The following is a 19,393-nucleotide window of genomic DNA, read 5'->3' on the forward strand; positions in this document are numbered from 1 at the left end:
GCGTCTTGTTGTTGCCTTGCTCGGCAAGCGCACGGCCATCCCGGATCAACCTGTGGTGATGAGGAAGTGCACGATATGAATCAATATTTGCTGGTCGCCGGCTTGCTGGGGGAACTCACGGCCGAGCTGCAGCGCCTCGAGCGTTGGCAGGCGGAGCATCCGGGCGAGGAGGCACTGGCCAGTACCCTGCCTTTTTGTGTCGATACCCTGAGCTTTGACCAGTGGTTGCAGTTCGTGCTGATCCCGCGCATGGAGCAGCTGGTGGTGATGCAGGCGCCGTTGCCGAGCAGCGTCTCCCTCTACCCCATGGCCAGCGAAGTCTATAAAGAGGAACTGGCCGAGGTGGAGGCCCTGCTGCGGTTGATCGCCCGCTTCGACCTGCTGCTCTCCGGCAAAGTGGTCGAGCAATGATGGACGAGCAGAGTAAAGAAGAGAAAGCGCTGCAGCTCACCCTGCTCTATCAGGATGAGTGGCTGGTGGCGGTCAACAAGCCCTCCGGCCTGTTGGTGCATCGCAGCTGGCTCGACAAGGCCGAGACCCGCTTTGCCATGCAGATGACCCGGGATCTGATCGGCGGTCGCCATGTCTATCCGGTTCATCGTCTCGACCGGCCCACCTCCGGGGTGCTGCTGTTTGCCCTCGATCCGGCGGTGGCTCGTACCCTGACCGAGGCGTTTGCCAACCGTCAGGTGCACAAGGAGTATCTGGCGCTGGTGCGTGGCTGGGCGCCCGAGCAGGGGGTGATCGACTACCCCCTCAAGGAGCAGCTGGACAAGATCGCCGACGCCATGAGCGACCCGGATCGGCCGGCGCAGGAGGCGGTCACCACCTTCCGCCGGCTGCATCGGGTCGAGCTGCCCCATGCGGTCTCCAAGAAACACCCCACCAGTCGCTACAGTCTGGTCAGATTGTTCCCGAAAACCGGCCGCAAGCATCAGCTGCGCCGCCATATGGATCATCTGTTCCACCCGATTGTGGGCGATACCACCCACGGCGATGGCCGCCATAACCGCTTCTTCCGCGAGCACTATGGCTGCGAGCGTCTGCTGCTGGTGGCCCGCACCCTGAGCTTTACCCACCCGATCCTCAAGGTGCCGATGCGGATCCAGGCGCCGCTTGGCCAGGATGTGCTGCGCCTGTTTGCCGAGTTGGGCTGGCCTGCCAGCGAGAGCGACTACTGATCCGCATCAGGTTGCATCTGGCGCCAGCTTGTCGATAAAGTGACTCATCATCCGAGTGAAATGGCAGGGAGCAGGTGATGGCACAGATCGATATCGTGGTAGGGAGCGTCTATGGTGCGGCCATGCTGGTGGCCGAGACGCTGGCTGATGAGCTGGCACGGCAAGGGCACAAGACAGCGCTTTATGAAGAGGCACGGCTGGAGGATATCGACCCCGGCCGTTTTTTATTGCTGGTCAGCGCCACCACGGGGCAGGGGGACATTCCCCCCAATCTTCAGCCCTTTGCTACCGATCTGGCTGAGCGCGCCCCCTGGCTCAAGGGGTTGCGGTACGCTCTGGTCGCCATGGGGGACAGCAGCTACGACCATTTTTGCGGCGCTGGCCGTCGGCTGGATAGTCAGTTGCAGGAGCTGGGGGCAACAGCGGTTGTCCCGCGCCTTGAGCTGGATGCGACCCTGCACGATGAGCCGGAGCGGGTCGCTCTGGCCTGGCTAAAAAGCTGGCATATATAGCCGAAAAATTACGCTGTAATTTGCTTCATATAAGTCCCCTGTCCGGTTCGGCAGGGGATTATTATTTGTGCGTCATTCTCACCATGTCCATCAAATATCCGCACTGATAATAACGACATATTTCTCACTGACACCGTTTTCTTGTTTGTGCTGTTCCAAAAGGCAGCAAGACATATCAGGCAAATAAAAGTTCAATCATGAAAGCGATTTCAGTCATGTTTTTGCCAATGAGTGATCAAATATTCACTTTCATCTCGTCGCAAATTAATCAATGAGAGCGGTTTCAGGTTGATCTTGATCGCTTCATTTTTGATGTTATTGGTTAGTTATTGCGTTGTCTTTGGCTTTTTTGCGTCATTGGTGTGAGGCGATCGTTTGCCGAGCGATTTGTCGCCATTTTGTGAGTCGGTTCATATTTGTCGCGATATGTGCTCCCTATAATCGACCTCGGTTATCACCAGCAGGATTGCCCGGTGATAAATATTCAGGATCACACTCCTCACAGCGGGAAATAAGGAATATGACAATGAAAATGAAGTGGCTCCCGATTGCTGCAGCTGTTACTGCCGCCCTGGCTTCCCAAGCCGCCTTTGCCGTAGATTTCCACGGTTACTTCCGTTCCGGTGTCGGTGTTTCCGACAACGGTGAAATGCAGACCATCAGCAAGCAAAAAGTTGGTCGTCTGGGTAACGAGAACGAAACTTATGGTGAAGTTCAGTTGGGCCAAGAGGTTTACAACAAGAACAACCAGACTTTCTATGTCGACTCCATGTTTGCCATGACCTCTGGTCAGAAGCGTGACTGGGAAGGCGACGGCAAAGATGGCGATGCTACCTTCGCTCTGCGTCAGTTCAACGTTCAAGCCAAGAACATGTTTGGCGGTAACGAGACCCTGTGGGCCGGTAAGCGCTACTACCAGCGTCATGACATCCATATTTCCGATACCTACTACTGGGATGTCTCCGGTGCCGGTGCCGGTGTAGAAAATATCGAAGCTGGTCCGGGCAAGCTCTCTGTGGCTGTGCTTCGTAACGACCCGTGGGATGCTTACGATGGTGGTAAAGACGATTCCAAGACTCTGGATACTAACGTTTTTGACATCCGTTATGCCGGTATCCCGCTCTGGACAGACGCCTCTCTGGAACTGGGTTATGACTTTGCCAGCTCCAACCCGACTGATCAGCAGAAACTGAAATATCCGGATCTGAAAGATGGCCACATGGTGACTGCTGAGCTGACCCAATCCATGCTGGGCGGTTTTAACAAGACTGTCGCTCAGTACTTCAAGGATGGTCTGGCTGCTCAAGGTGTTAACTACCAAGGTGGTTCAGGCAGTGGTCTGCAGGCCAATGCAGAAAGCGGTGACGGTTTCCGTCTGATCAACTGGGGTGTACTGCCGGTAGGTGACAAGGTCGAGTTTGGTCACCAGATCATCTACGCACAGGCAAACGGTCTGGAAAAAGACACCAAGGATGTAGATACCTTCTCCATCGTTGCTCGTCCGATGTACAAGTGGAACGACGTAATGAAGACCATCGTCGAGCTGGGTTACTTCAAGGATAACGAGAAGGTTACCAATAAAGCCGATAAGTCCACTGAAGGTAGCAAGTATACCATCGCACAAGCCTGGTCTGCTGGCTCCAGCTTCTGGGCTCGTCCGGAAATCCGTGTATTCGCCTCTTACGTGGATCAGGATGGTGCTTTCCGTGCCGACAGCAACGGTGTTAAACAGGACAATGCTTGGAACTTCGGTGTACAAGCTGAAGCTTGGTGGTAATCTCACCATCACCTGATATCAAGTCGCCCCCGCTTGTCGGGGGCTCTTTTTTTCAAGATGGCGTGTAGGGTATGCAGATGAAATATAGCAAGGTAGCGTTGACGATTTTGTGTTCCACTCTGATGACGGCGTGTGCGTCTCTTGAGGCTACTGTGGCTCCCACCCAGGAGTACAAGAGTATCCTCGATAGCCGTGCCAGCGCACTGCAGCAACTCGGCACAGCCACAGTATGTTGCTCTAGTATCAGTGAGTTGCGGTATCAGCCGTTGGCCGCTGAGCAGAAAAAATTGATTGCCATTGATGGCAGCTCTCCGGCGTTCAACTTCCCGGAAGGCAAGAGCTATTACGCAGCGTTCAAGCTGCCGACCAATTCCGGCGATCTCAAAATTACCGTTGCAGGTCTGATCGACAAGACCCTGTTCAACCCCACCGTATTGATGCTGGACTCCCAGTTCAAACCGACTCGTACTATCGGTTCCGACATCATTACCTATAAGCCGGCCAGGCTGCTGGATGGTGATCGGGTAGAGGGCGTCTTTACCATTGACCGCTCCTATGTTGGCAACCCGAACAACGAAACCTACATGGTGATTTACACCACTCAGGCAACTTTGAGCCAAACCACCCAAGCGATGAGCCCCTCCAAGATGATGGCCAAGTCATTGAGTGTTCAGGATTATGGCGCCAAGGACCCGCTCATCCCTCACTCTGCCTGGGGTGTGGTTAGCATTGATGTGGAAGACATGAGTTCCACCAAGCTGGGTGATAACTTCTACAAACCGGTTTACCAAGACGCGATCAATGCCAACACACCGATCGTCGATCCGACCCCGAACAAGCTGGTTGTTCCTGCAGCAACAGCCGCTGCTGTTGCAACGAGTGCAGCTGTCCCTGCCAAACCTGCTCCTGCCATGCTGAGTGAAACCGAAGCCTTCTATCAATCCCAGATCGAGAAGGCGGTGAAAGCGGGCGATATCGACAAGGCGATGCAGCTGGTCAATGAAGCCGAACGTGCCGGTTCGACCAAAGCGAAACAGGTATTTGTCGATGCGGTGAAGCGCTCGCAAAAATAAGCTCAAGCAAATTTGAGTGATCACTATATTTATTAAGGCCTCCCTTGTTGGAGGCCTTTTTAATCGGTAGACTGTAATAATAGAGAATAAGCTTGTTACGTTTGGTTACATATTGTTTCGGTGTGCATTGTTTGGAATGATAAAAATACAATGCGAAACTGTAATTTATATTTAGGTGTAATAGAGTGAGTGTGCAGAATTGCATTCTAAAAATATGTGTAATTCTCCCTCCAGAACAAGTTGTGATCTTCCCTCCAAAATCAATATTCCACTCCCATCGAAAGCAGAAATTTACGACCTGCTGGGTTATATTCTGATGGTCAAAATAAGCAAACCCCATTCGATAATATTTCGATGAAGAGTCGTTGGTTCATCCTAATAAATCGTTCAGGGACGACAATCCATTCAGGAGCGCACACAATGTTGAAAAATGCTTTCGCTAATCTGCAAAAGGTTGGTAAGGCGCTGATGCTGCCAGTATCAGTCCTGCCAGTCGCAGGTATTCTGTTGGGGGTGGGTGCTGCCCACTTCAGCTGGCTGCCGGAAATTGTTTCCCAGTTGATGGAACAGGCCGGTGGTTCCGTATTTGGCCAGATGGCCCTGCTGTTCGCAGTGGGTGTCGCCCTTGGCTTTACCAATAACGACGGTGTATCCGGCCTGTCTGCCATCGTTGGCTACGGCATAATGGTCGCCACTCTGAAGGTAATGGCACCTGTCATGGGTGTTGAAAGCATCGAGACCGGTGTGCTGGGTGGTATCCTGGCCGGTGGTATCGCTGCCTGGGCCTTCAACCGCTTCTACAAAATCCAGTTGCCCGAGTATCTGGGTTTCTTCGCCGGCAAACGTGCCGTACCCATCATCACCGGTTTCCTCTCTATCGGTCTGGGTGTCATCCTCTCCGTCATTTGGCCGCCTGTAGGTGGCGCTATCGGTGCCTTCTCTGACTGGGCTGCCAACCAGAACCCGGTACTGGCCTTCGGTATCTACGGTGTGGTTGAGCGTTCTCTGATCCCGTTCGGTCTGCACCACATCTGGAACGTACCGTTCTTCTATCAGGCTGGTACCTGCGTCAACGGTGCCGGTGAAACTGTTCACGGCATCATGACCTGCTTCCTGACCGCTGATGACGCCTCCCGCGCTGCCGGTAACGGCTTCGGTCAGCTGGCTGGTGGCTACCTGTTCAAAATGTTCGGTCTGCCTGCTGCTGCGTTTGCCATCGCTCACGCCGCCAAGCCGGAAAACCGTGCCAAGGTAGTAGGTATCATGGCCTCTGCAGCCCTGACCTCTTTCCTGACCGGTATTACCGAGCCGATCGAGTTCTCCTTCCTGTTCGTTGCTCCGGTACTGTACGCCATCCACGCTGTACTGGCTGGTCTGGCTTACGTACTGACCAACACCCTGGGTATCGTACACGGTCACACCTTCTCCAACGGTTTCATCGACTTCGTTGTTCAGTCCCCGCGCGCCAGCCACATGATGCTGCTGGTTGGTCTGGGTCTGGTATACGCTGCCATCTACTACGTGGTATTCAGCTTCGTTATCCGTGCCATGAACCTGAAAACTCCGGGTCGTGAAGACGAGAGCACCGAGTCCACAGTTGGCCAAGGTAAAGACGAAATGTCCGCTGCTCTGGTTGCTGCCTTCGGTGGCAAAGAGAACATCGCTTCTCTGGATGCCTGCATCACCCGTCTGCGTGTTGGCGTGAAAGATGTAGCCAAGGTTGACCAGGCGGGTCTGAAGAAACTGGGTGCTGCCGGTGTGGTAGTGGCTGGTTCCGGCGTACAAGCCATCTTCGGTACCAAGTCCGACAACCTGAAAACCGACATGGATATCTGGATGAAGAGCAACTAATTCAGTTGCCTGACATCAGGTTCCGGAAGAGGGAGGCGCAAGCCTCCCTCTTCTTTTTGTGCTGTTTGGTGACTGGGACGGAGTCTGTCATGAAGCACTTGACCGGTATTGCAGGTACGCGGCAATAAAAAGAGCGCCACATCGGGCGCTCTTTAAGCAAGACGGGGAAGGGTTAGAGTTTCTCCAGATCTCGCTCAATCTCGCTGATCTTGTTCTGTACCACCTTCTCCAGATGACGCAGATCGCGCAGGATCTTCTGCTTGATATCGGGGTCGGCATGAACATGAACGCCCTGGGTCAGATTGTCGAGCTCGTCCACCACGTATTTCAGGTTGGCGTTGATCTCGGTGACATCCTTGTACTCATGGGTGCCCGAGTCAACCAGCATGGTTTTGCGCTGGCGCGGGTATTTGAATTTGACACTCTTGGCGAAGAACTCGCCCTTCTGCTTCTTGAAGTAGATCTTGAGGATGTCGTGGTTGGCCTCCTGGCGCAGGGTGTAGCTGTCGACGGAGGCGGGATCCTGGATCCCCAGGCTCTTGAGATTCTCGTACATCAGGCTTCCTCGGTTTGAAACGATCCTGTCCCATCTATCTTAACCGAGCTTGTGCTGCTTGCCTGTGACAGCGGCGCCAAAATCAAAAGGGCGCCATCAGGCGCCCTTTAAATCACGGTAAAACGGCTTACTCGTCGATGGAGCGCAGCAGGGCGTTGATGCCGACCTTGGCGCGGGTCTTGGCATCCACCTTTTTGACGATCACGGCAGCGTAGAGGCTGTATTTGCCGCACTTGGAGGGCAGGGAGCCGGAGACGACCACGGAGCCAGCCGGTACGCGGCCGTAGTGGATTTCGCCGGTTTCGCGGTCATAGATGCGGGTGGACTGGCCGATGAAGACGCCCATGGAGATGACGGAACCTTCCTCGACGATCACCCCTTCAACCACTTCGGAGCGGGCACCGATAAAGCAGTTGTCTTCGATGATGGTCGGGTTGGCCTGCAGTGGCTCCAGTACGCCGCCGATGCCGACGCCGCCGGAGAGGTGCACGTTCTTGCCGATCTGGGCGCAGGAACCGACGGTCGCCCAGGTGTCGACCATGGTGCCTTCGTCAACGTAGGCGCCGATGTTGACGTAGGAGGGCATCAGCACGGTGTTGGGGGCGATAAAGGAGCCTTTGCGGGCGGTCGCCGGCGGCACCACACGTACACCGGCAGCCTTGAACTGCTCTTCGGTGTAGTTGGAGAACTTGAGGGGAACCTTGTCGTAGTACTGGGCGTCGTCGCCCTTGATGATGCCGTTGTCGTTGATACGGAACGAGAGCAGTACCGCCTTCTTCAGCCACTGATGAACAACCCACTCACCGGCGATCTTCTCGGCAACCCGGGCCTTGCCGGAGTCCAGCAGCTCGATGACCTGCAGGATGGCGGATTTGGTAGCGCTGTCCACAGTGCTCGGGGTAATGGTGTCGCGGCGCTCGAAGGCCGCTTCAATGATCTGTTGCAACTCGGTCATGACAGGTTTCCTTTAAAAAATTCTGTTTGTTGTATCACACTTTTCCGACTGTTTTTAAGTGGCTGACCGGAATTCTTCCGGCCAGCGACCATTTCTTTCATATTTCCCAGCCAACCATTTGTTTGGTATGGGAAAACGGAGGTGAAAACAGCCTCTTTCGAATCAGATTGCACTCACTCCATGGCAAATTGCTGCGGATTGAGCTGATGCACCAGCCGCTCTTCCAGCTGCAGTTGTTGCTCCGGTGTCAATGGCTCGCCATCGAGGCTGGTCAGACTGAAAAAGTCCTCGACCCGCTCGCCGAAGGTGGCGATCTTGGCGGCGTGCAGCGACAGGCCGCACTGCTGGAATACCGCGCCGATCCGCGCCAGCAGGCCGGGAGTATCGAGGGCGGTCAGCTCCATCAGGGTGTGGCGGCTCTCCCCCTTGTGCGGCAGGAAAACGACCCGGGTCGACACACTGAACTGGCGGTGGCGCCGTGACAGTGGCTTGTTGCGCAGCACCAGCTTGCCCGGCTCCTGCAGCGCCTTCTCCAGCGCTTTCTTGATGGTGGCTGTGCGGTTGGGGCTGATGGGTTCGCCGTTGGGTTCCAGCACCACAAAGGTATCGAGCACGAAGTTACTGCGCGAGTTCATGATCTGGGCATCGTGAATGTTGAGGTTCTTCTGATCCAGTGCCGAGGCGACGGTCGCAAACAGGTTCGGCGTGTCGCGGCAGTAGATGAACACCTCGCTGCCACCGCGGGTCGGGTGTTTGCCGATCAGCACCAACGGCGCCGGGTTGTCGCCATGCTCGATGATGTGGCGGCAGTGCCAGGCGATCTGTTCCGGGCTGTGACGCAGGAAGTAATCAGCCTTGAAGTCGCCCCAGAGCTGGTTGATCGCCTCTTCCGGCACGTCGCGCTGTGCCAGCAGTTGCTTGGCCTGACGCTGGTTTTCGCGAATGCGCAGCCGCATGTCGGGCGGGTTCTCCAGCCCCTGGCGCAGCGCCTTCTGGGTCGCGAAGTAGAGCTCGCGCAGCAGGGTGCCCTTCCAGTCGTTCCACAGGGTGTCGTTGGTGGCACAGATATCGGCCACGGTGAGGCAGTAGAGCAGGTCGAGATGCTGCTCGTCGCGCACCTTCTGGGCAAAGTCGGTGACCACTTCGGGGTCATAGATATCGCGGCGCTGGGCGGTGACCGACATCAGCAGATGGTGGCGCACCAGCCAGGCGACCAGCCGGCTCTCGTAGCGATCGAGGCCGTGCAGCTGGCAGAACTCCAGCGCATCGACGGCGCCAAGTTCGGAGTGATCGCCGCGCCGCCCCTTGGCGATATCGTGGAACAGGGCGGCGATGCTGAGCAGCTCCGGTTTGCGCAACCGGGTGAACACCTCGTGGCAGAGCGGGTGACTCTGGCGGTTGGCCGGGTTGGGAAAGCCGTGAATGTTCTTGAGCAGCCGATGGGTGTGCTCATCCACCGTGTAGGCGTGGAACATGTCGAACTGCATCTGGCCGACGATGAGGTTCCACTGCGGCAGGTAAGCCGCCAGAATGCCGTACTTGTGCATCAGGCTCATCGGCAGGGCGATACCGTTGGGGTGGCGCAGCAGCGCCATGAACAGGCGACGGCACTCCGGCAGATCCTGCAGCCAGCAGTTGAGCTTTCGCCGCGCTTCGCGCAGCTGGCGCAGGGTGGCGGAGTGGATACCGGCAATCTCGGGATGCTGGGCCATCTGGTAGAAGAGGCGCAGGATAGCGGCAGGCTCGCGGGCGAACAGCTCGGCATCTACTGCATCGATGAGGCGGCCACGGAGCTGGAACTCGTCGGAGAGGCGGCGCACATCCATGGCGCTGTTGCCAAGGATTGCCTCGTCAAATAGCTGCAGCAGCATCTCGTTGAGCTCGGCGACCCGCCGCACCGTCTGGTAGAAGCGCTTCATCATCTGCTCGATCGGCGCGTTGCCTTCCCCCTCGAAGCCCAGCATCTGGGCCACGGTGCGCTGGCGGTCGAACAGCAGGCGGTTGTCGCCTTTGTTGATGGCCATGTGCAGGGCAAAGCGTACCTTCCAGAGGAAATTCTGGCAGTCGAGCAGCTCGCGGTACTCGGCGCGGTTGAGGAAGCCGTGACTGGTCATCTCGAACAGGGTGGTGGCACCGAAGTGGCGACGGGCGACCCAGGCGAGGGTCTGGATGTCGCGCAGGCCGCCCGGATTGCACTTGAGATCCGGCTCCAGCTTGTAGGCGGTACCGAGAAACTGCTGGTGCCGCTCCGCCTGCTCCTGGCGCTTGGCACGAAAGAAGGCTTCGCTCGGCCAGAAGTGCTGGGGGCCAGTCGCCTCCTTGAGTTGCCGGAAACCCTCCTTGCGACCGGTGATGTAGCGCGCCTCGATGAGGTTGGTTGCCACCGTGATGTCGGCCTTGCCCTGCTCGATGCACTCAGCCACGTTGCGCACCGCCTGACCCACCTCCAGCTTGAGATCCCACAACAGGGTGATGAACTCGCCAATGCGCAGCCCCAGCACCTCGTCCAGCTCGTCGCCGTCATAGAGGATCAGCAGGTCGATGTCGGAGTGGGGGTGCAGCTCGCCACGGCCATAACCCCCCACCGCGATGAGGGTGAGGTCGCTCTTGTCGAAACCAAACTTCTGCCAGAGGCGGCAGAGCAGTTGATCCATATATTCGGAGCGGGTGGCAACCAGCTCGATAATGTTGTCACCGGCATCGAAGCGGGCGTGCAGCCAGCCGAGAAAGCGGCTCAGGTACTCTTTGCAGTTGTCGCGGGTGAGCTGGTCGTCGGGTAACAGGTGGGGGGAAAGCAGGCTGGCGTCCATGGCATCTCACACACAAGTGGCAGGCATATGGCTGAAACGGGCAGTAAAAACCCCGGCGCTTTTCGCTAAAGGGCCGGGGTTCGATGTTAGCTGTGTTTGATGAAGCGGTCGATAGTGTCGTCGGGACGCAGGGTCAGCACTTCGCAGCCATCCTCGGTTACCAGCAGGGTGTGTTCCCACTGGGCGGAGTCGCCGCCATCCTTGGTTGTGACGGTCCAGCCATCCTTCGGATTGACTTTGCAGTGGTACTTCTTGCTGTTGACCATCGGCTCGATGGTGAAGCACATGCCCGCTTTCAGCTCCAGCTTGCCGCTGTTGCGGTAGTGGAGGATCTGCGGCTCTTCGTGGAATTCGGCACCGATGCCGTGGCCACAGTAGTCACGCACCACGGAGAACCCTGCCTTCTCGACGATGGGCTGGATCACGGCGCCGATCTCGGTGATGCAGGCACCCGGGCGCACCTTCTTGATGGCGGCGTAGAGGCTCTCTTGCGCAATCTTGCAGAGCTGACGACGCAGCGGGGTGGTCTCGCCCACGATGAACATGGCGGAGGTGTCGCCGTGGTAGCCATCCTTGATGACGGTGATGTCGAGGTTGATGATGTCGCCATCACGCAGCTTCTTGTGGTTCGGGATGCCGTGGCAGATCACATCGTTCACCGAGGTGCAGATGGATTTAGGGAAGCCGTGGTAGTTGAGCGGAGCCGGGATAGCCTGCTGCACATCAACGATGTAGTTGTGGCAAAGGGTGTTCAGTTCGTCAGTGGTGACGCCTGCTTTGACATGGGGCGCAATCATGACCAGCACATCGGCGGCCAATTGGCCGGCAACGCGCATCTTTTCAATCTCTTCCGGTGTCTTGATTTTAATGGACATGGGATCTCTCTTGCGGCCTGCCACCGGGCCTGCGAGGGCAGGCTGGACAGGTAATGAAAAATAGATGCGTTTGCAATCAGGCCAAAATTTTATCCGCAACCCCTTCGTACTTCCAGTGTGATTGTCATCACAACGTCAAATGGCAGTCGCAACCTCCGTTGACGGGATCCATATTTAGCGCTCGTTTAGCCTCGCTCCGGTGGTGTCGTGGCCAAAGTTATGATATAAAGCGCGCCGGAATGGGGAACTTGCGTCCCGATTTCATCACCCTTACTTAAACAACACACACACATCGACACATATGCCGGGGTGCCTTAACGGGTCGGTTATATGGGATGTGTGGAGGCCTAACCCCAATACAGAGGTATAAAATGGCTAAAGTTTCTATGCGCGACATGCTGCAAGCCGGCGTTCACTTCGGTCACCAGACTCGTTACTGGAACCCGAAAATGAAATCCTACATCTTCGGTGCTCGCAGCAAAGTTCACATCATCAACCTGGAAAAAACCGTTCCGATGTTTGACGATGCCATGAACTTCATCAGCTCCGTAGCTGCCAAGAAAGGCAAGGTACTGTTCGTAGGTACCAAGCGTGCCGCGTCTGAAGCCGTAAAAGAAGCCGCTGAGCGTTGCGACCAGTTCTATGTTAACCACCGCTGGCTGGGCGGCATGCTGACCAACTGGAAAACCGTTCGTCAGTCCATCAAGCGCCTGAAAGATCTGGAAACCCAGAGCCAAGACGGTACCTTCGACAAGCTGACCAAGAAAGAGGCGCTGATGCGTACTCGCGAAATGGAAAAGCTGGAGAAGAGCCTGGGTGGTATCAAGAACATGGGCGGCCTGCCTGACGTTCTGTTCGTTGTCGATGCCGACCACGAGCACATCGCTATCAAAGAAGCCAACAACCTGGGTATCCCGGTAGTTTCCATCGTTGATACCAACTCCAACCCGGACGGCGTTGATTACGTCATCCCGGGTAACGACGACGCTATCCGTGCTGTTCAGCTGTACCTGAATGCTGCTGCTGACACCGTACTGGAAGCTCGCGCTCAGGACATCGTTGTTCAAGCTGAACAAGATGGCTTCGTTGAAGCTGAGTAATTGATAAGGACTGCAAAGCCCTTATTAACCAAGCTGATGTAATTGGTTAGCAGGGGCCCTTGTGGCCCCTGTTTCTTGTCAATTCAAGACCGAGGATACTGGACATGGCAAACATTTCTGCCGCCCTGGTAAAAGAACTGCGCGAGCGCACCGCCGCTGGCATGATGGATTGCAAAAAAGCACTGGAAGAAGCTGCTGGTGATATCGAGCTGGCAATTGAGAACATGCGCAAATCCGGTCAGGCCAAAGCCGCCAAGAAAGCTGGCCGTATCGCCGCTGAAGGTGTGATCTTCGCCCGTACCGAAGGCAACGTTGCCGTCATGATCGAGCTGAACTGCGAGACTGACTTCGTTTCCAAGGATGCCGGCTTCCTGGCCATGGGTCAGAAGATCGTCGAGATCGCTGCTACCCAGAAGATTGCTGACGTTGACGCGCTGAAAGCCGCTGACTTCGGCAACGGTGAGTCCGTAGAGCTGACCATCACCAACCTGATCGCCAAGATCGGTGAGAACATGAACCTGCGTCGCGTGATGCTGGTTGAAGGTGACAACCTGGGTACCTACGTTCACGGTTCCCGCATCGGTGTTATCACCAAGCTGACTGGCGGTACCGACGAGCTGGCCAAAGATCTGGCCATGCACGTAGCTGCCAACAGCCCGCAATTCGTCAAGCCGGAAGATGTTTCCGCTGACGTCGTTGCCAAAGAGCGCGAAATCCAGATCGACATCGCCATCAACTCCGGCAAGCCGAAAGAGATCGCCGAGAAGATGGTTGAAGGCCGCATGAAGAAGTTCACCGGTGAGGTTTCCCTGACTGGTCAGCCGTTCGTGAAAGATCCTTCCATGACCGTTGCCGAGCTGCTGAAGAAAGAAGGCGCTGACGTTGTCTCCTTCACCCGTTTCGAAGTGGGCGAAGGCATCGAGAAGCAAGAGACCGATTTCGCTGCTGAAGTTGCAGCTCAAATCGCGGCCGCTCAGAAGGCTTAATCGAACCGGTTTTTCCGTTTCCCCAGACCGCGACTTATGTCGCGGTCTTTATATGACCAGGAATCAGTGACATGAGTACCAATCCCAAACCTGCATACAGACGTGTTCTTCTGAAGTTGAGTGGTGAAGCCCTGCAAGGCGCCGAGGGTTTCGGCATTGATCCGGCGGTGCTGGATCGGATGGCCCAAGAGATCAAGGAGCTGGTTGAGTTGGGTGTTCAGGTCGGTCTGGTCATCGGTGGCGGCAACCTGTTCCGTGGTGCCGGTCTTGCCAAAGCGGGTATGAACCGCGTGGTGGGCGACCACATGGGTATGCTGGCAACCGTGATGAACGGTCTGGCCATGCGTGATGCCCTGCATCGTGCTTATGTGAATGCCCGTCTGATGTCTGCCATCTCCCTGCAGGGGATCTGTGACTCCTACGTCTGGGCCGAAGCCATCAGCCAGCTGCGTGCAGGCAAAGTGGTGATCTTCTCTGCCGGTACTGGCAACCCCTTCTTTACTACCGATTCTGCGGCCTGTCTGCGCGGGATCGAAATCGAAGCCGACGTGGTGCTGAAAGCCACCAAGGTCGATGGTGTATACAACGAAGATCCGGTCAAGAATCCGGATGCCGTGCTGTACCATGAATTGAGTTATGATGAAGTTCTTGAAAAAGAGCTCAAGGTGATGGATCTTGCTGCCTTTACTCTGGCACGTGACCATGATCTGCCGATCCGCGTGTTCAACATGAACAAACCGGGTGCTCTGCGCCGGGTTATCATGGGTGAGCCGGAAGGTACCCTGATCCATCACGTCAGCAAATAAGATAGATGCGAGCCGCGTGGCGGCTCGTTCGCCAAAAGGAAAACCGCTGTGATCAACGAGATTAAAAACGACGCCAAGGAGCGCATGGGCAAGAGTGTCGAGTCACTCAAGACCCAGATGTCCAAGATCCGTACCGGCCGTGCTCACCCGAGCCTGCTCGACGGTATCCAGGTTGAGTACTACGGTGCGGCCACTCCGCTGAAGCAGCTGGCCAACGTGGTAGCCGAAGACTCTCGCACCCTCTCCATCTCCGTATTTGACCGCTCCATGATCCAGGCGGTAGAGAAAGCGATCCTGACTTCCGATCTGGGCCTGAACCCCTCCAGCAACGGCCAGAGCCTGCGTGTGCCGCTGCCGCCGCTGACCGAAGAGCGTCGCCGCGACCTGACCAAGGTTGTTCGTGGTGAAGCGGAAAACGCCCGTGTTGCCGTGCGCAACATCCGTCGCGATGCCAACGCCGATCTGAAAGCGCTGCTGAAGGACAAAGAGATCTCCGAAGACGACGACCGTCGCGCCCAGGAAGAGATCCAGAAACTGACCGACTCCTACATCAAGCTGGTCGATGAGGCCCTTGCTGCAAAGGAGAAGGAGCTAATGGAAATCTAAGCGCCTGAAAGGTATATTACGAGCGCCGTGTAGTGCCCCTGCACGGCGCTTTTGTCTTTGTGGGAGAAAACCATGTCGCTTTTGGCTGCGTTGGGTGATTGCGCCAACACCTCTTTGCCCCGTCACGTCGCCATCATCATGGATGGCAACGGCCGCTGGGCCCAGAACCGTGGCAAGATGCGGGTCTATGGGCACAAGGCTGGCGTCAAGTCGGTGCGTGAGGCGGTGACCTTTGCCGCCCGGGCCAAGATCGAAGCATTGACCCTGTTCGCCTTCTCCAGCGAGAACTGGCGTCGCCCGGAAGGGGAGGTCAGTGCCTTGATGGAGCTCTTCATTACCGTGCTGGGCCGTGAGGTGAGCAAGCTTCACAGCAACGGCATCCGGCTCAAGGTGATCGGCGATACCGCCCGCTTCAGCGAGCGGCTGCAGGCCAAGATCGCCAAGGCGGAAGCGCTGACCGCCAACAACAAGGGTTTGACCCTGAACATTGCGGCCAACTATGGCGGCCAGTGGGATATCGCCCAGGCGGCCCGCAAGCTGGCCACTGCCGTGGCGGCCGGTCAATTGTCAGCCGACCAGATTGATGAGTCCATGCTTGGCCGCGAGGTATGCATGGCCGATCTGCCCCCGGTGGATCTTCTGATCCGTACCGGTGGTGACCATCGCATCAGCAATTTTGTTTTATGGCAGCTCGCCTATGCCGAGCTCTACTTTACCCCGGTATTGTGGCCCGATTTCAACGAGGCCGAGTTCAGTGAGGCCGTTGCCTCCTTTGTTGCCCGCGAACGCCGCTTCGGCTGCACGGGTGAACAGATCCGGGAATTGATCGCCGAGCAGCAGACCGGCTAAACCCCGCTCCCAAGAGAGAGGTTTCTTTTGCTAAAACAACGAATTATTACTGCTTTGATGTTGATCCCCCTGGTGTTGGGGGCGCTTTTCTTTCTGCCATTGAAGTTTTTTGCCCTGTTGGCAGCGCTGGTCTTTTTGCTGGCCAGCCGTGAATGGAGCGGCTTTGTCTCTGCCGCCCCGCAACAATGGTTACCCATCGTATTCTGCCTGTTGCTCGGGGCCAGCCTGTTCTGGTTGCCGGTGGAGCAGCTCTGGACTCCCCATCTGCACCCGCTGGTGATGGGCGTACTCTGGACCGCCGTCAGCTGGTGGCTGCTCGGCTTGCTGCTGGTGCTGCGCTATCCGCAAAGCGCCAAGCTGTGGAAAGAGTCGGTCTGGCTCAAGTCCCTGTTTGGTCTGGTGACTCTGGTTCCCTTCTTCTGGTCACTGGTGGCCATCCGTGGTTACAACTTTTATCACGACCCTATGATGGGGGCCTGGATCCTGCTGTTTGTCATGGGACTGGTCTGGGCGGCAGATTCTGGCGCGTATTTTTTCGGCAAGGCGTTCGGCAAACACAAGCTGGCACCGGCCGTGAGCCCGGGTAAAACCATCGAAGGGATGTGTGGCGGCCTCTTTACTGCCAGCATGCTGGCGGTAGGGGTGACCTGGTTCATGGGCTTTGTGCCCGCCAAGATGGGGATCGTGCTGTTCTGCTCGCTGCTGGCGGTGCTCGCCTCGGTACTCGGCGATCTGACCGAGAGCATGTTCAAGCGTGAAGCCGGTATCAAGGATTCCGGCTCTCTGCTGCCGGGCCATGGTGGCATCCTCGACCGGATAGATAGCCTGACTGCCGCCCTGCCGGTGTTCCTGCTCAGCTATCTGCTACTCAGCCAGGAGTTTTGATGCACAAGTCTCTGGTTATTCTGGGAGCGTCCGGCTCCATTGGTCAGAGTACCCTGAAGGTGCTGCGCCACAACCCGGGCAGCTGGCAAGTATTGGCGTTGACCGCCGCCCGCAACGTGGATGCCATGTTGCGGGATTGTCTCGAATTCTCCCCCCGTTTTGCCGTGATGGTCGATGAGGAGGCAGCCCGTGAGCTGGCTGCTCGTCTGCAAGTGCACGGCAGTGCGACTCGGGTCATGTCTGGTGCCGCCGCCCTGTGCGACGTAGCCGCACACCCCGATGCTCACAGCGTAATGGCGGCCATCGTCGGTGCGGCCGGACTCGCCCCCACTATGGCTGCGGTACGTGCCGGCAAGCGCATTCTGCTGGCCAACAAGGAGGCGCTGGTGATGTCCGGTGCCTTCTTCATGGAGGCTGTGCGTGAGCATGGTGCCGAGCTGCTGCCCATCGACAGCGAACACAATGCCATCTTCCAGTGCCTGCCGACCGAGGTGCAGCGCCAACCCGGTTTCTGCGATCTGGCGGCGGCGGGGATCAGCAAGATCCTGCTGACCGGTTCCGGTGGCCCGTTCCGTTATACCGAGGTTGGCGAGCTGGCCCATGTCACGCCGGCACAAGCCATCGCTCACCCCAACTGGTCGATGGGGGCCAAGATTTCGGTCGACTCCGCCACCATGATGAACAAGGGGCTGGAGTATATCGAGGCGCGCTGGCTGTTCAATGCGGCGCCCGAGCAGATCCAGGTGGTAATCCACCCGCAGTCGGTGATCCACTCCATGGTGCAGTACAAGGATGGCTCCGTTCTGGCCCAGCTCGGCAACCCCGATATGTGCACTCCTATCGCCCACGCGCTGGCCTATCCCAATCGCATCCCTTCCAGCGTGGAACCTTTGGATTTCTTCAGTGTCGGAGAGTTCAGCTTTATCCGGCCTGATTACGATCGCTATCCCTGCCTGGCGCTGGCCATCAATGCCTGCCACAAGGGGCAGGCAGCAACCACTGCGCTCAATGCGGCCAATGAAGAGGCGGTTGCCGCCTTCCTGGCCGAGCGGATTGGCTTTATGGATATTGCCCGGATCAACGAGGCGGTAATGCTGGCGCTGGAGAGCTGTGCCGTGAGCTCCCTCGACGATCTGTTTGCCCTGGATGGCGTTGCGCGTGCCCGTGCCCGCCACCTGATTGAGGAGCTTGGCTGATGGGCGGTGTGTTGTGGAATATCGGTGCCTTTGTCGTTGCCCTTGGCCTGTTGGTCGCAGTGCACGAGTTTGGCCACTTCTGGGTTGCCCGCCGTTGCGGGGTAAAGGTTGAGCGTTTCTCCATCGGTTTTGGCAAGGCGATCTGGCGTCGCCTTGGCAAGGACGGCACCGAATACATGCTGGCCCTGATCCCGCTGGGTGGTTACGTCAAGATGCTCGATGGCCGGGTGGATGAGCTCAAACCCGGTGACGAGCAGTATGCCTTCAACCACAAGTCGGTATGGGCCCGGATGGCCATCGTTGCGGCTGGCCCCATGGCCAACTTCGTCTTTGCCCTGTTTGCCCTCTGGCTGATGTTCATGATCGGCGTACCGGCGGTAAAACCGGTGATTGGCGAGGTGCGCCCTGCTTCCATCGTGGCCGAGGCGGGTATCCTGCCGGGCATGGAGATTGTCGGGGTGGGTGATGAGCAGACCGGCGACTGGGAGAGCGTCACTTACGCCCTGCTGAGCCATCTGGGCGATCAGTCGGTCACCCTCAAGGTGAAAGCCCCCCAGACCAGCTATGCCACCGACAAGAATCTGTCGCTGGATAGCTGGAAGTTTGATCCAGACCGGGAATCCCCGATCGGCAGCTTGGGGATTGTCCCCCTTGGTGGCAAGGTATTGCCAGTGGTGTCGGCCGTGGTAGCCAAGAGTGCCAGTGAAAAGGCGGGTTTGCAGGTTGGCGATCGCATCAAGCGGGTCGGCGAGCAGGAGATCACCGAGTGGGCCCAGTTCGTCGAGCTGGTGCAGCGCGCACCGGGCGAACCGTTGCAGGTGGTGGTCGAGCGCAACAACAGCGACCTTGATGTGACCCTGACCCCGGATACCAGAAAGGTGCAGGGCAAACTGGTTGGTTTTGTCGGTCTCTCGCCGCAACTGGTTCCATTACCGGATGAATACCGAATTCTGTTACAGTATGGCCCTTTGCAGGCCCTGTGGCAGGGAGCTCAGAAGACCTGGAGCCTGATCACGCTCACCTTTGACATGATCGGCAAGCTGGTTGCTGGCATAGTGTCGCTGGATAACCTGAGCGGCCCCATCTCCATTGCCAAGGGGGCGGGCAGCAGTGCCGACTACGGTCTGGTCTATTTCTTGAGTTTTCTGGCGCTGATCAGCGTCAACCTGGGGATTATCAACCTGTTCCCCCTGCCGGTGCTCGATGGTGGCCATCTGGTCTATTTCCTAATCGAAGCGGTCACTGGCAAACCGGTGTCGGAGAGAATTCAGGAAGTGGGTTTCAGGATCGGTGCCGCCATTCTGATGTTATTGATGGGCATTGCGCTGTTTAACGATTTCGCTCGCCTCTGAGGCCAGAGCATCAACAAGGACAC

General features: G+C 57.1%; 18 protein-coding genes. 14 read left to right on the forward strand and 4 right to left on the reverse strand.

What is annotated here, in order from left to right; all coding sequences use genetic code 11:
- The first annotated feature begins 75 nt into the window (after window positions 1-75).
- The 6 genes from AACR93_RS00225 (at window position 76) to ptsG (ending at window position 6,394) form a co-directional block, all read left to right on the forward strand.
- Complete coding sequence (locus AACR93_RS00225) at window positions 76-411, forward strand: YqcC family protein (protein ID WP_033113715.1); 336 nt, start codon at window positions 76-78, stop codon at window positions 409-411.
- Window positions 408-1,181 carry a tRNA pseudouridine(65) synthase TruC gene (truC, locus tag AACR93_RS00230; RefSeq protein WP_041208070.1) on the forward strand — a complete coding sequence of 258 codons (774 nt, stop codon included), beginning with the start codon at window positions 408-410 and terminating at the stop codon, window positions 1,179-1,181. Before AACR93_RS00225 ends, truC begins: the two co-directional genes overlap by 4 nt.
- Window positions 1,182-1,258: 77 nt before the next feature.
- Window positions 1,259-1,693, forward strand: coding sequence for a flavodoxin (locus AACR93_RS00235; RefSeq protein WP_042030251.1), 435 nt, complete (start codon window positions 1,259-1,261; stop codon window positions 1,691-1,693).
- Window positions 1,694-2,219: 526 nt separating this feature from the next.
- Entirely contained in the window at window positions 2,220-3,470 is a 1,251-nt protein-coding gene (locus tag AACR93_RS00240) for a maltoporin (RefSeq protein WP_043849319.1), read from the forward strand.
- A 77-nt stretch (window positions 3,471-3,547) separates the two neighbouring features.
- Complete coding sequence (locus tag AACR93_RS00245; protein ID WP_156152830.1) at window positions 3,548-4,543, forward strand: MalM family protein; 996 nt, start codon at window positions 3,548-3,550, stop codon at window positions 4,541-4,543.
- A gap of 420 nt (window positions 4,544-4,963) precedes the next feature.
- On the forward strand, window positions 4,964-6,394 hold the full coding sequence (ptsG, locus tag AACR93_RS00250) for a PTS glucose transporter subunit IIBC (RefSeq protein ID WP_041208073.1): 1,431 nt from the start codon (window positions 4,964-4,966) through the stop codon (window positions 6,392-6,394).
- Window positions 6,395-6,566: 172 nt separating this feature from the next.
- On the opposite strand, the gene AACR93_RS00255 is transcribed toward ptsG, so the two are convergent.
- From AACR93_RS00255 to map, 4 genes are all read right to left on the reverse strand, one after another.
- Window positions 6,567-6,950 (reverse strand): DUF3461 family protein, encoded by a 384-nt coding sequence (locus AACR93_RS00255; protein ID WP_043849320.1) that lies wholly within the window; start codon window positions 6,948-6,950, stop codon window positions 6,567-6,569.
- 127 nt (window positions 6,951-7,077) lie between these two features.
- On the reverse strand, window positions 7,078-7,905 hold the full coding sequence (gene dapD, locus AACR93_RS00260; protein ID WP_033116099.1) for a 2,3,4,5-tetrahydropyridine-2,6-dicarboxylate N-succinyltransferase: 828 nt from the start codon (window positions 7,903-7,905) through the stop codon (window positions 7,078-7,080).
- 173 nt (window positions 7,906-8,078) lie between these two features.
- Window positions 8,079-10,715, reverse strand: coding sequence for a bifunctional uridylyltransferase/uridylyl-removing protein GlnD (gene glnD / locus AACR93_RS00265; RefSeq protein ID WP_043849321.1), 2,637 nt, complete (start codon window positions 10,713-10,715; stop codon window positions 8,079-8,081).
- 86 nt (window positions 10,716-10,801) lie between these two features.
- Window positions 10,802-11,590, reverse strand: a complete 789-nt coding sequence (map, locus tag AACR93_RS00270) for a type I methionyl aminopeptidase (protein ID WP_043849322.1) — start codon at window positions 11,588-11,590, stop codon at window positions 10,802-10,804.
- Window positions 11,591-11,961: 371 nt separating this feature from the next.
- Here map and rpsB point away from each other — a divergent pair, with 371 nt between their 5' ends.
- The 8 genes from rpsB (at window position 11,962) to rseP (ending at window position 19,370) form a co-directional block, all read left to right on the forward strand.
- Window positions 11,962-12,690, forward strand: coding sequence for a 30S ribosomal protein S2 (rpsB, locus tag AACR93_RS00275; protein WP_005303470.1), 729 nt, complete (start codon window positions 11,962-11,964; stop codon window positions 12,688-12,690).
- A 104-nt stretch (window positions 12,691-12,794) separates the two neighbouring features.
- Window positions 12,795-13,676, forward strand: coding sequence for a translation elongation factor Ts (gene tsf / locus AACR93_RS00280; protein WP_041208076.1), 882 nt, complete (start codon window positions 12,795-12,797; stop codon window positions 13,674-13,676).
- A gap of 71 nt (window positions 13,677-13,747) precedes the next feature.
- Complete coding sequence (gene pyrH, locus AACR93_RS00285) at window positions 13,748-14,482, forward strand: UMP kinase (protein ID WP_041208077.1); 735 nt, start codon at window positions 13,748-13,750, stop codon at window positions 14,480-14,482.
- 48 nt (window positions 14,483-14,530) lie between these two features.
- Window positions 14,531-15,088 (forward strand): ribosome recycling factor, encoded by a 558-nt coding sequence (gene frr / locus AACR93_RS00290; RefSeq protein WP_041208078.1) that lies wholly within the window; start codon window positions 14,531-14,533, stop codon window positions 15,086-15,088.
- 72 nt (window positions 15,089-15,160) lie between these two features.
- Window positions 15,161-15,937 (forward strand): polyprenyl diphosphate synthase, encoded by a 777-nt coding sequence (gene uppS, locus AACR93_RS00295; protein ID WP_043849323.1) that lies wholly within the window; start codon window positions 15,161-15,163, stop codon window positions 15,935-15,937.
- 27 nt (window positions 15,938-15,964) lie between these two features.
- Entirely contained in the window at window positions 15,965-16,822 is an 858-nt protein-coding gene (locus tag AACR93_RS00300) for a phosphatidate cytidylyltransferase (RefSeq protein ID WP_043849324.1), read from the forward strand.
- A complete protein-coding gene (ispC, locus tag AACR93_RS00305; protein ID WP_043849325.1) occupies window positions 16,822-18,018 on the forward strand; it encodes a 1-deoxy-D-xylulose-5-phosphate reductoisomerase in 1,197 nt (398 codons plus the stop codon). The genes AACR93_RS00300 and ispC overlap by 1 nt, the downstream gene beginning before the upstream one ends.
- Window positions 18,018-19,370 (forward strand): sigma E protease regulator RseP, encoded by a 1,353-nt coding sequence (rseP, locus tag AACR93_RS00310; RefSeq protein WP_043849326.1) that lies wholly within the window; start codon window positions 18,018-18,020, stop codon window positions 19,368-19,370. The genes ispC and rseP overlap by 1 nt, the downstream gene beginning before the upstream one ends.
- Window positions 19,371-19,393: the final 23 nt, after the last annotated feature.

Origin of the sequence: Aeromonas sp. L_1B5_3 (assembly GCF_963866575.1) — a bacterium.
Classification (GTDB): domain Bacteria; phylum Pseudomonadota; class Gammaproteobacteria; order Enterobacterales; family Aeromonadaceae; genus Aeromonas; species Aeromonas jandaei.

Coding starts and splice junctions, on each gene's coding strand:
- AACR93_RS00225 (WP_033113715.1), top strand. CDS start 76: ATGAATCAATATTTGCTGGTCGCCGGCTTGCTGGGGGAACTCACGGCC.
- AACR93_RS00235 (WP_042030251.1), top strand. CDS start 1,259: ATGGCACAGATCGATATCGTGGTAGGGAGCGTCTATGGTGCGGCCATG.
- glnD (WP_043849321.1), bottom strand. CDS start 10,715: ATGGACGCCAGCCTGCTTTCCCCCCACCTGTTACCCGACGACCAGCTC.
- AACR93_RS00240 (WP_043849319.1), top strand. CDS start 2,220: ATGAAAATGAAGTGGCTCCCGATTGCTGCAGCTGTTACTGCCGCCCTG.
- AACR93_RS00255 (WP_043849320.1), bottom strand. CDS start 6,950: ATGTACGAGAATCTCAAGAGCCTGGGGATCCAGGATCCCGCCTCCGTC.
- rpsB (WP_005303470.1), top strand. CDS start 11,962: ATGGCTAAAGTTTCTATGCGCGACATGCTGCAAGCCGGCGTTCACTTC.
- ptsG (WP_041208073.1), top strand. CDS start 4,964: ATGTTGAAAAATGCTTTCGCTAATCTGCAAAAGGTTGGTAAGGCGCTG.
- ispC (WP_043849325.1), top strand. CDS start 16,822: ATGCACAAGTCTCTGGTTATTCTGGGAGCGTCCGGCTCCATTGGTCAG.
- tsf (WP_041208076.1), top strand. CDS start 12,795: ATGGCAAACATTTCTGCCGCCCTGGTAAAAGAACTGCGCGAGCGCACC.
- truC (WP_041208070.1), top strand. CDS start 408: ATGATGGACGAGCAGAGTAAAGAAGAGAAAGCGCTGCAGCTCACCCTG.
- rseP (WP_043849326.1), top strand. CDS start 18,018: ATGGGCGGTGTGTTGTGGAATATCGGTGCCTTTGTCGTTGCCCTTGGC.
- uppS (WP_043849323.1), top strand. CDS start 15,161: ATGTCGCTTTTGGCTGCGTTGGGTGATTGCGCCAACACCTCTTTGCCC.
- pyrH (WP_041208077.1), top strand. CDS start 13,748: ATGAGTACCAATCCCAAACCTGCATACAGACGTGTTCTTCTGAAGTTG.
- dapD (WP_033116099.1), bottom strand. CDS start 7,905: ATGACCGAGTTGCAACAGATCATTGAAGCGGCCTTCGAGCGCCGCGAC.
- map (WP_043849322.1), bottom strand. CDS start 11,590: ATGTCCATTAAAATCAAGACACCGGAAGAGATTGAAAAGATGCGCGTT.
- AACR93_RS00245 (WP_156152830.1), top strand. CDS start 3,548: ATGAAATATAGCAAGGTAGCGTTGACGATTTTGTGTTCCACTCTGATG.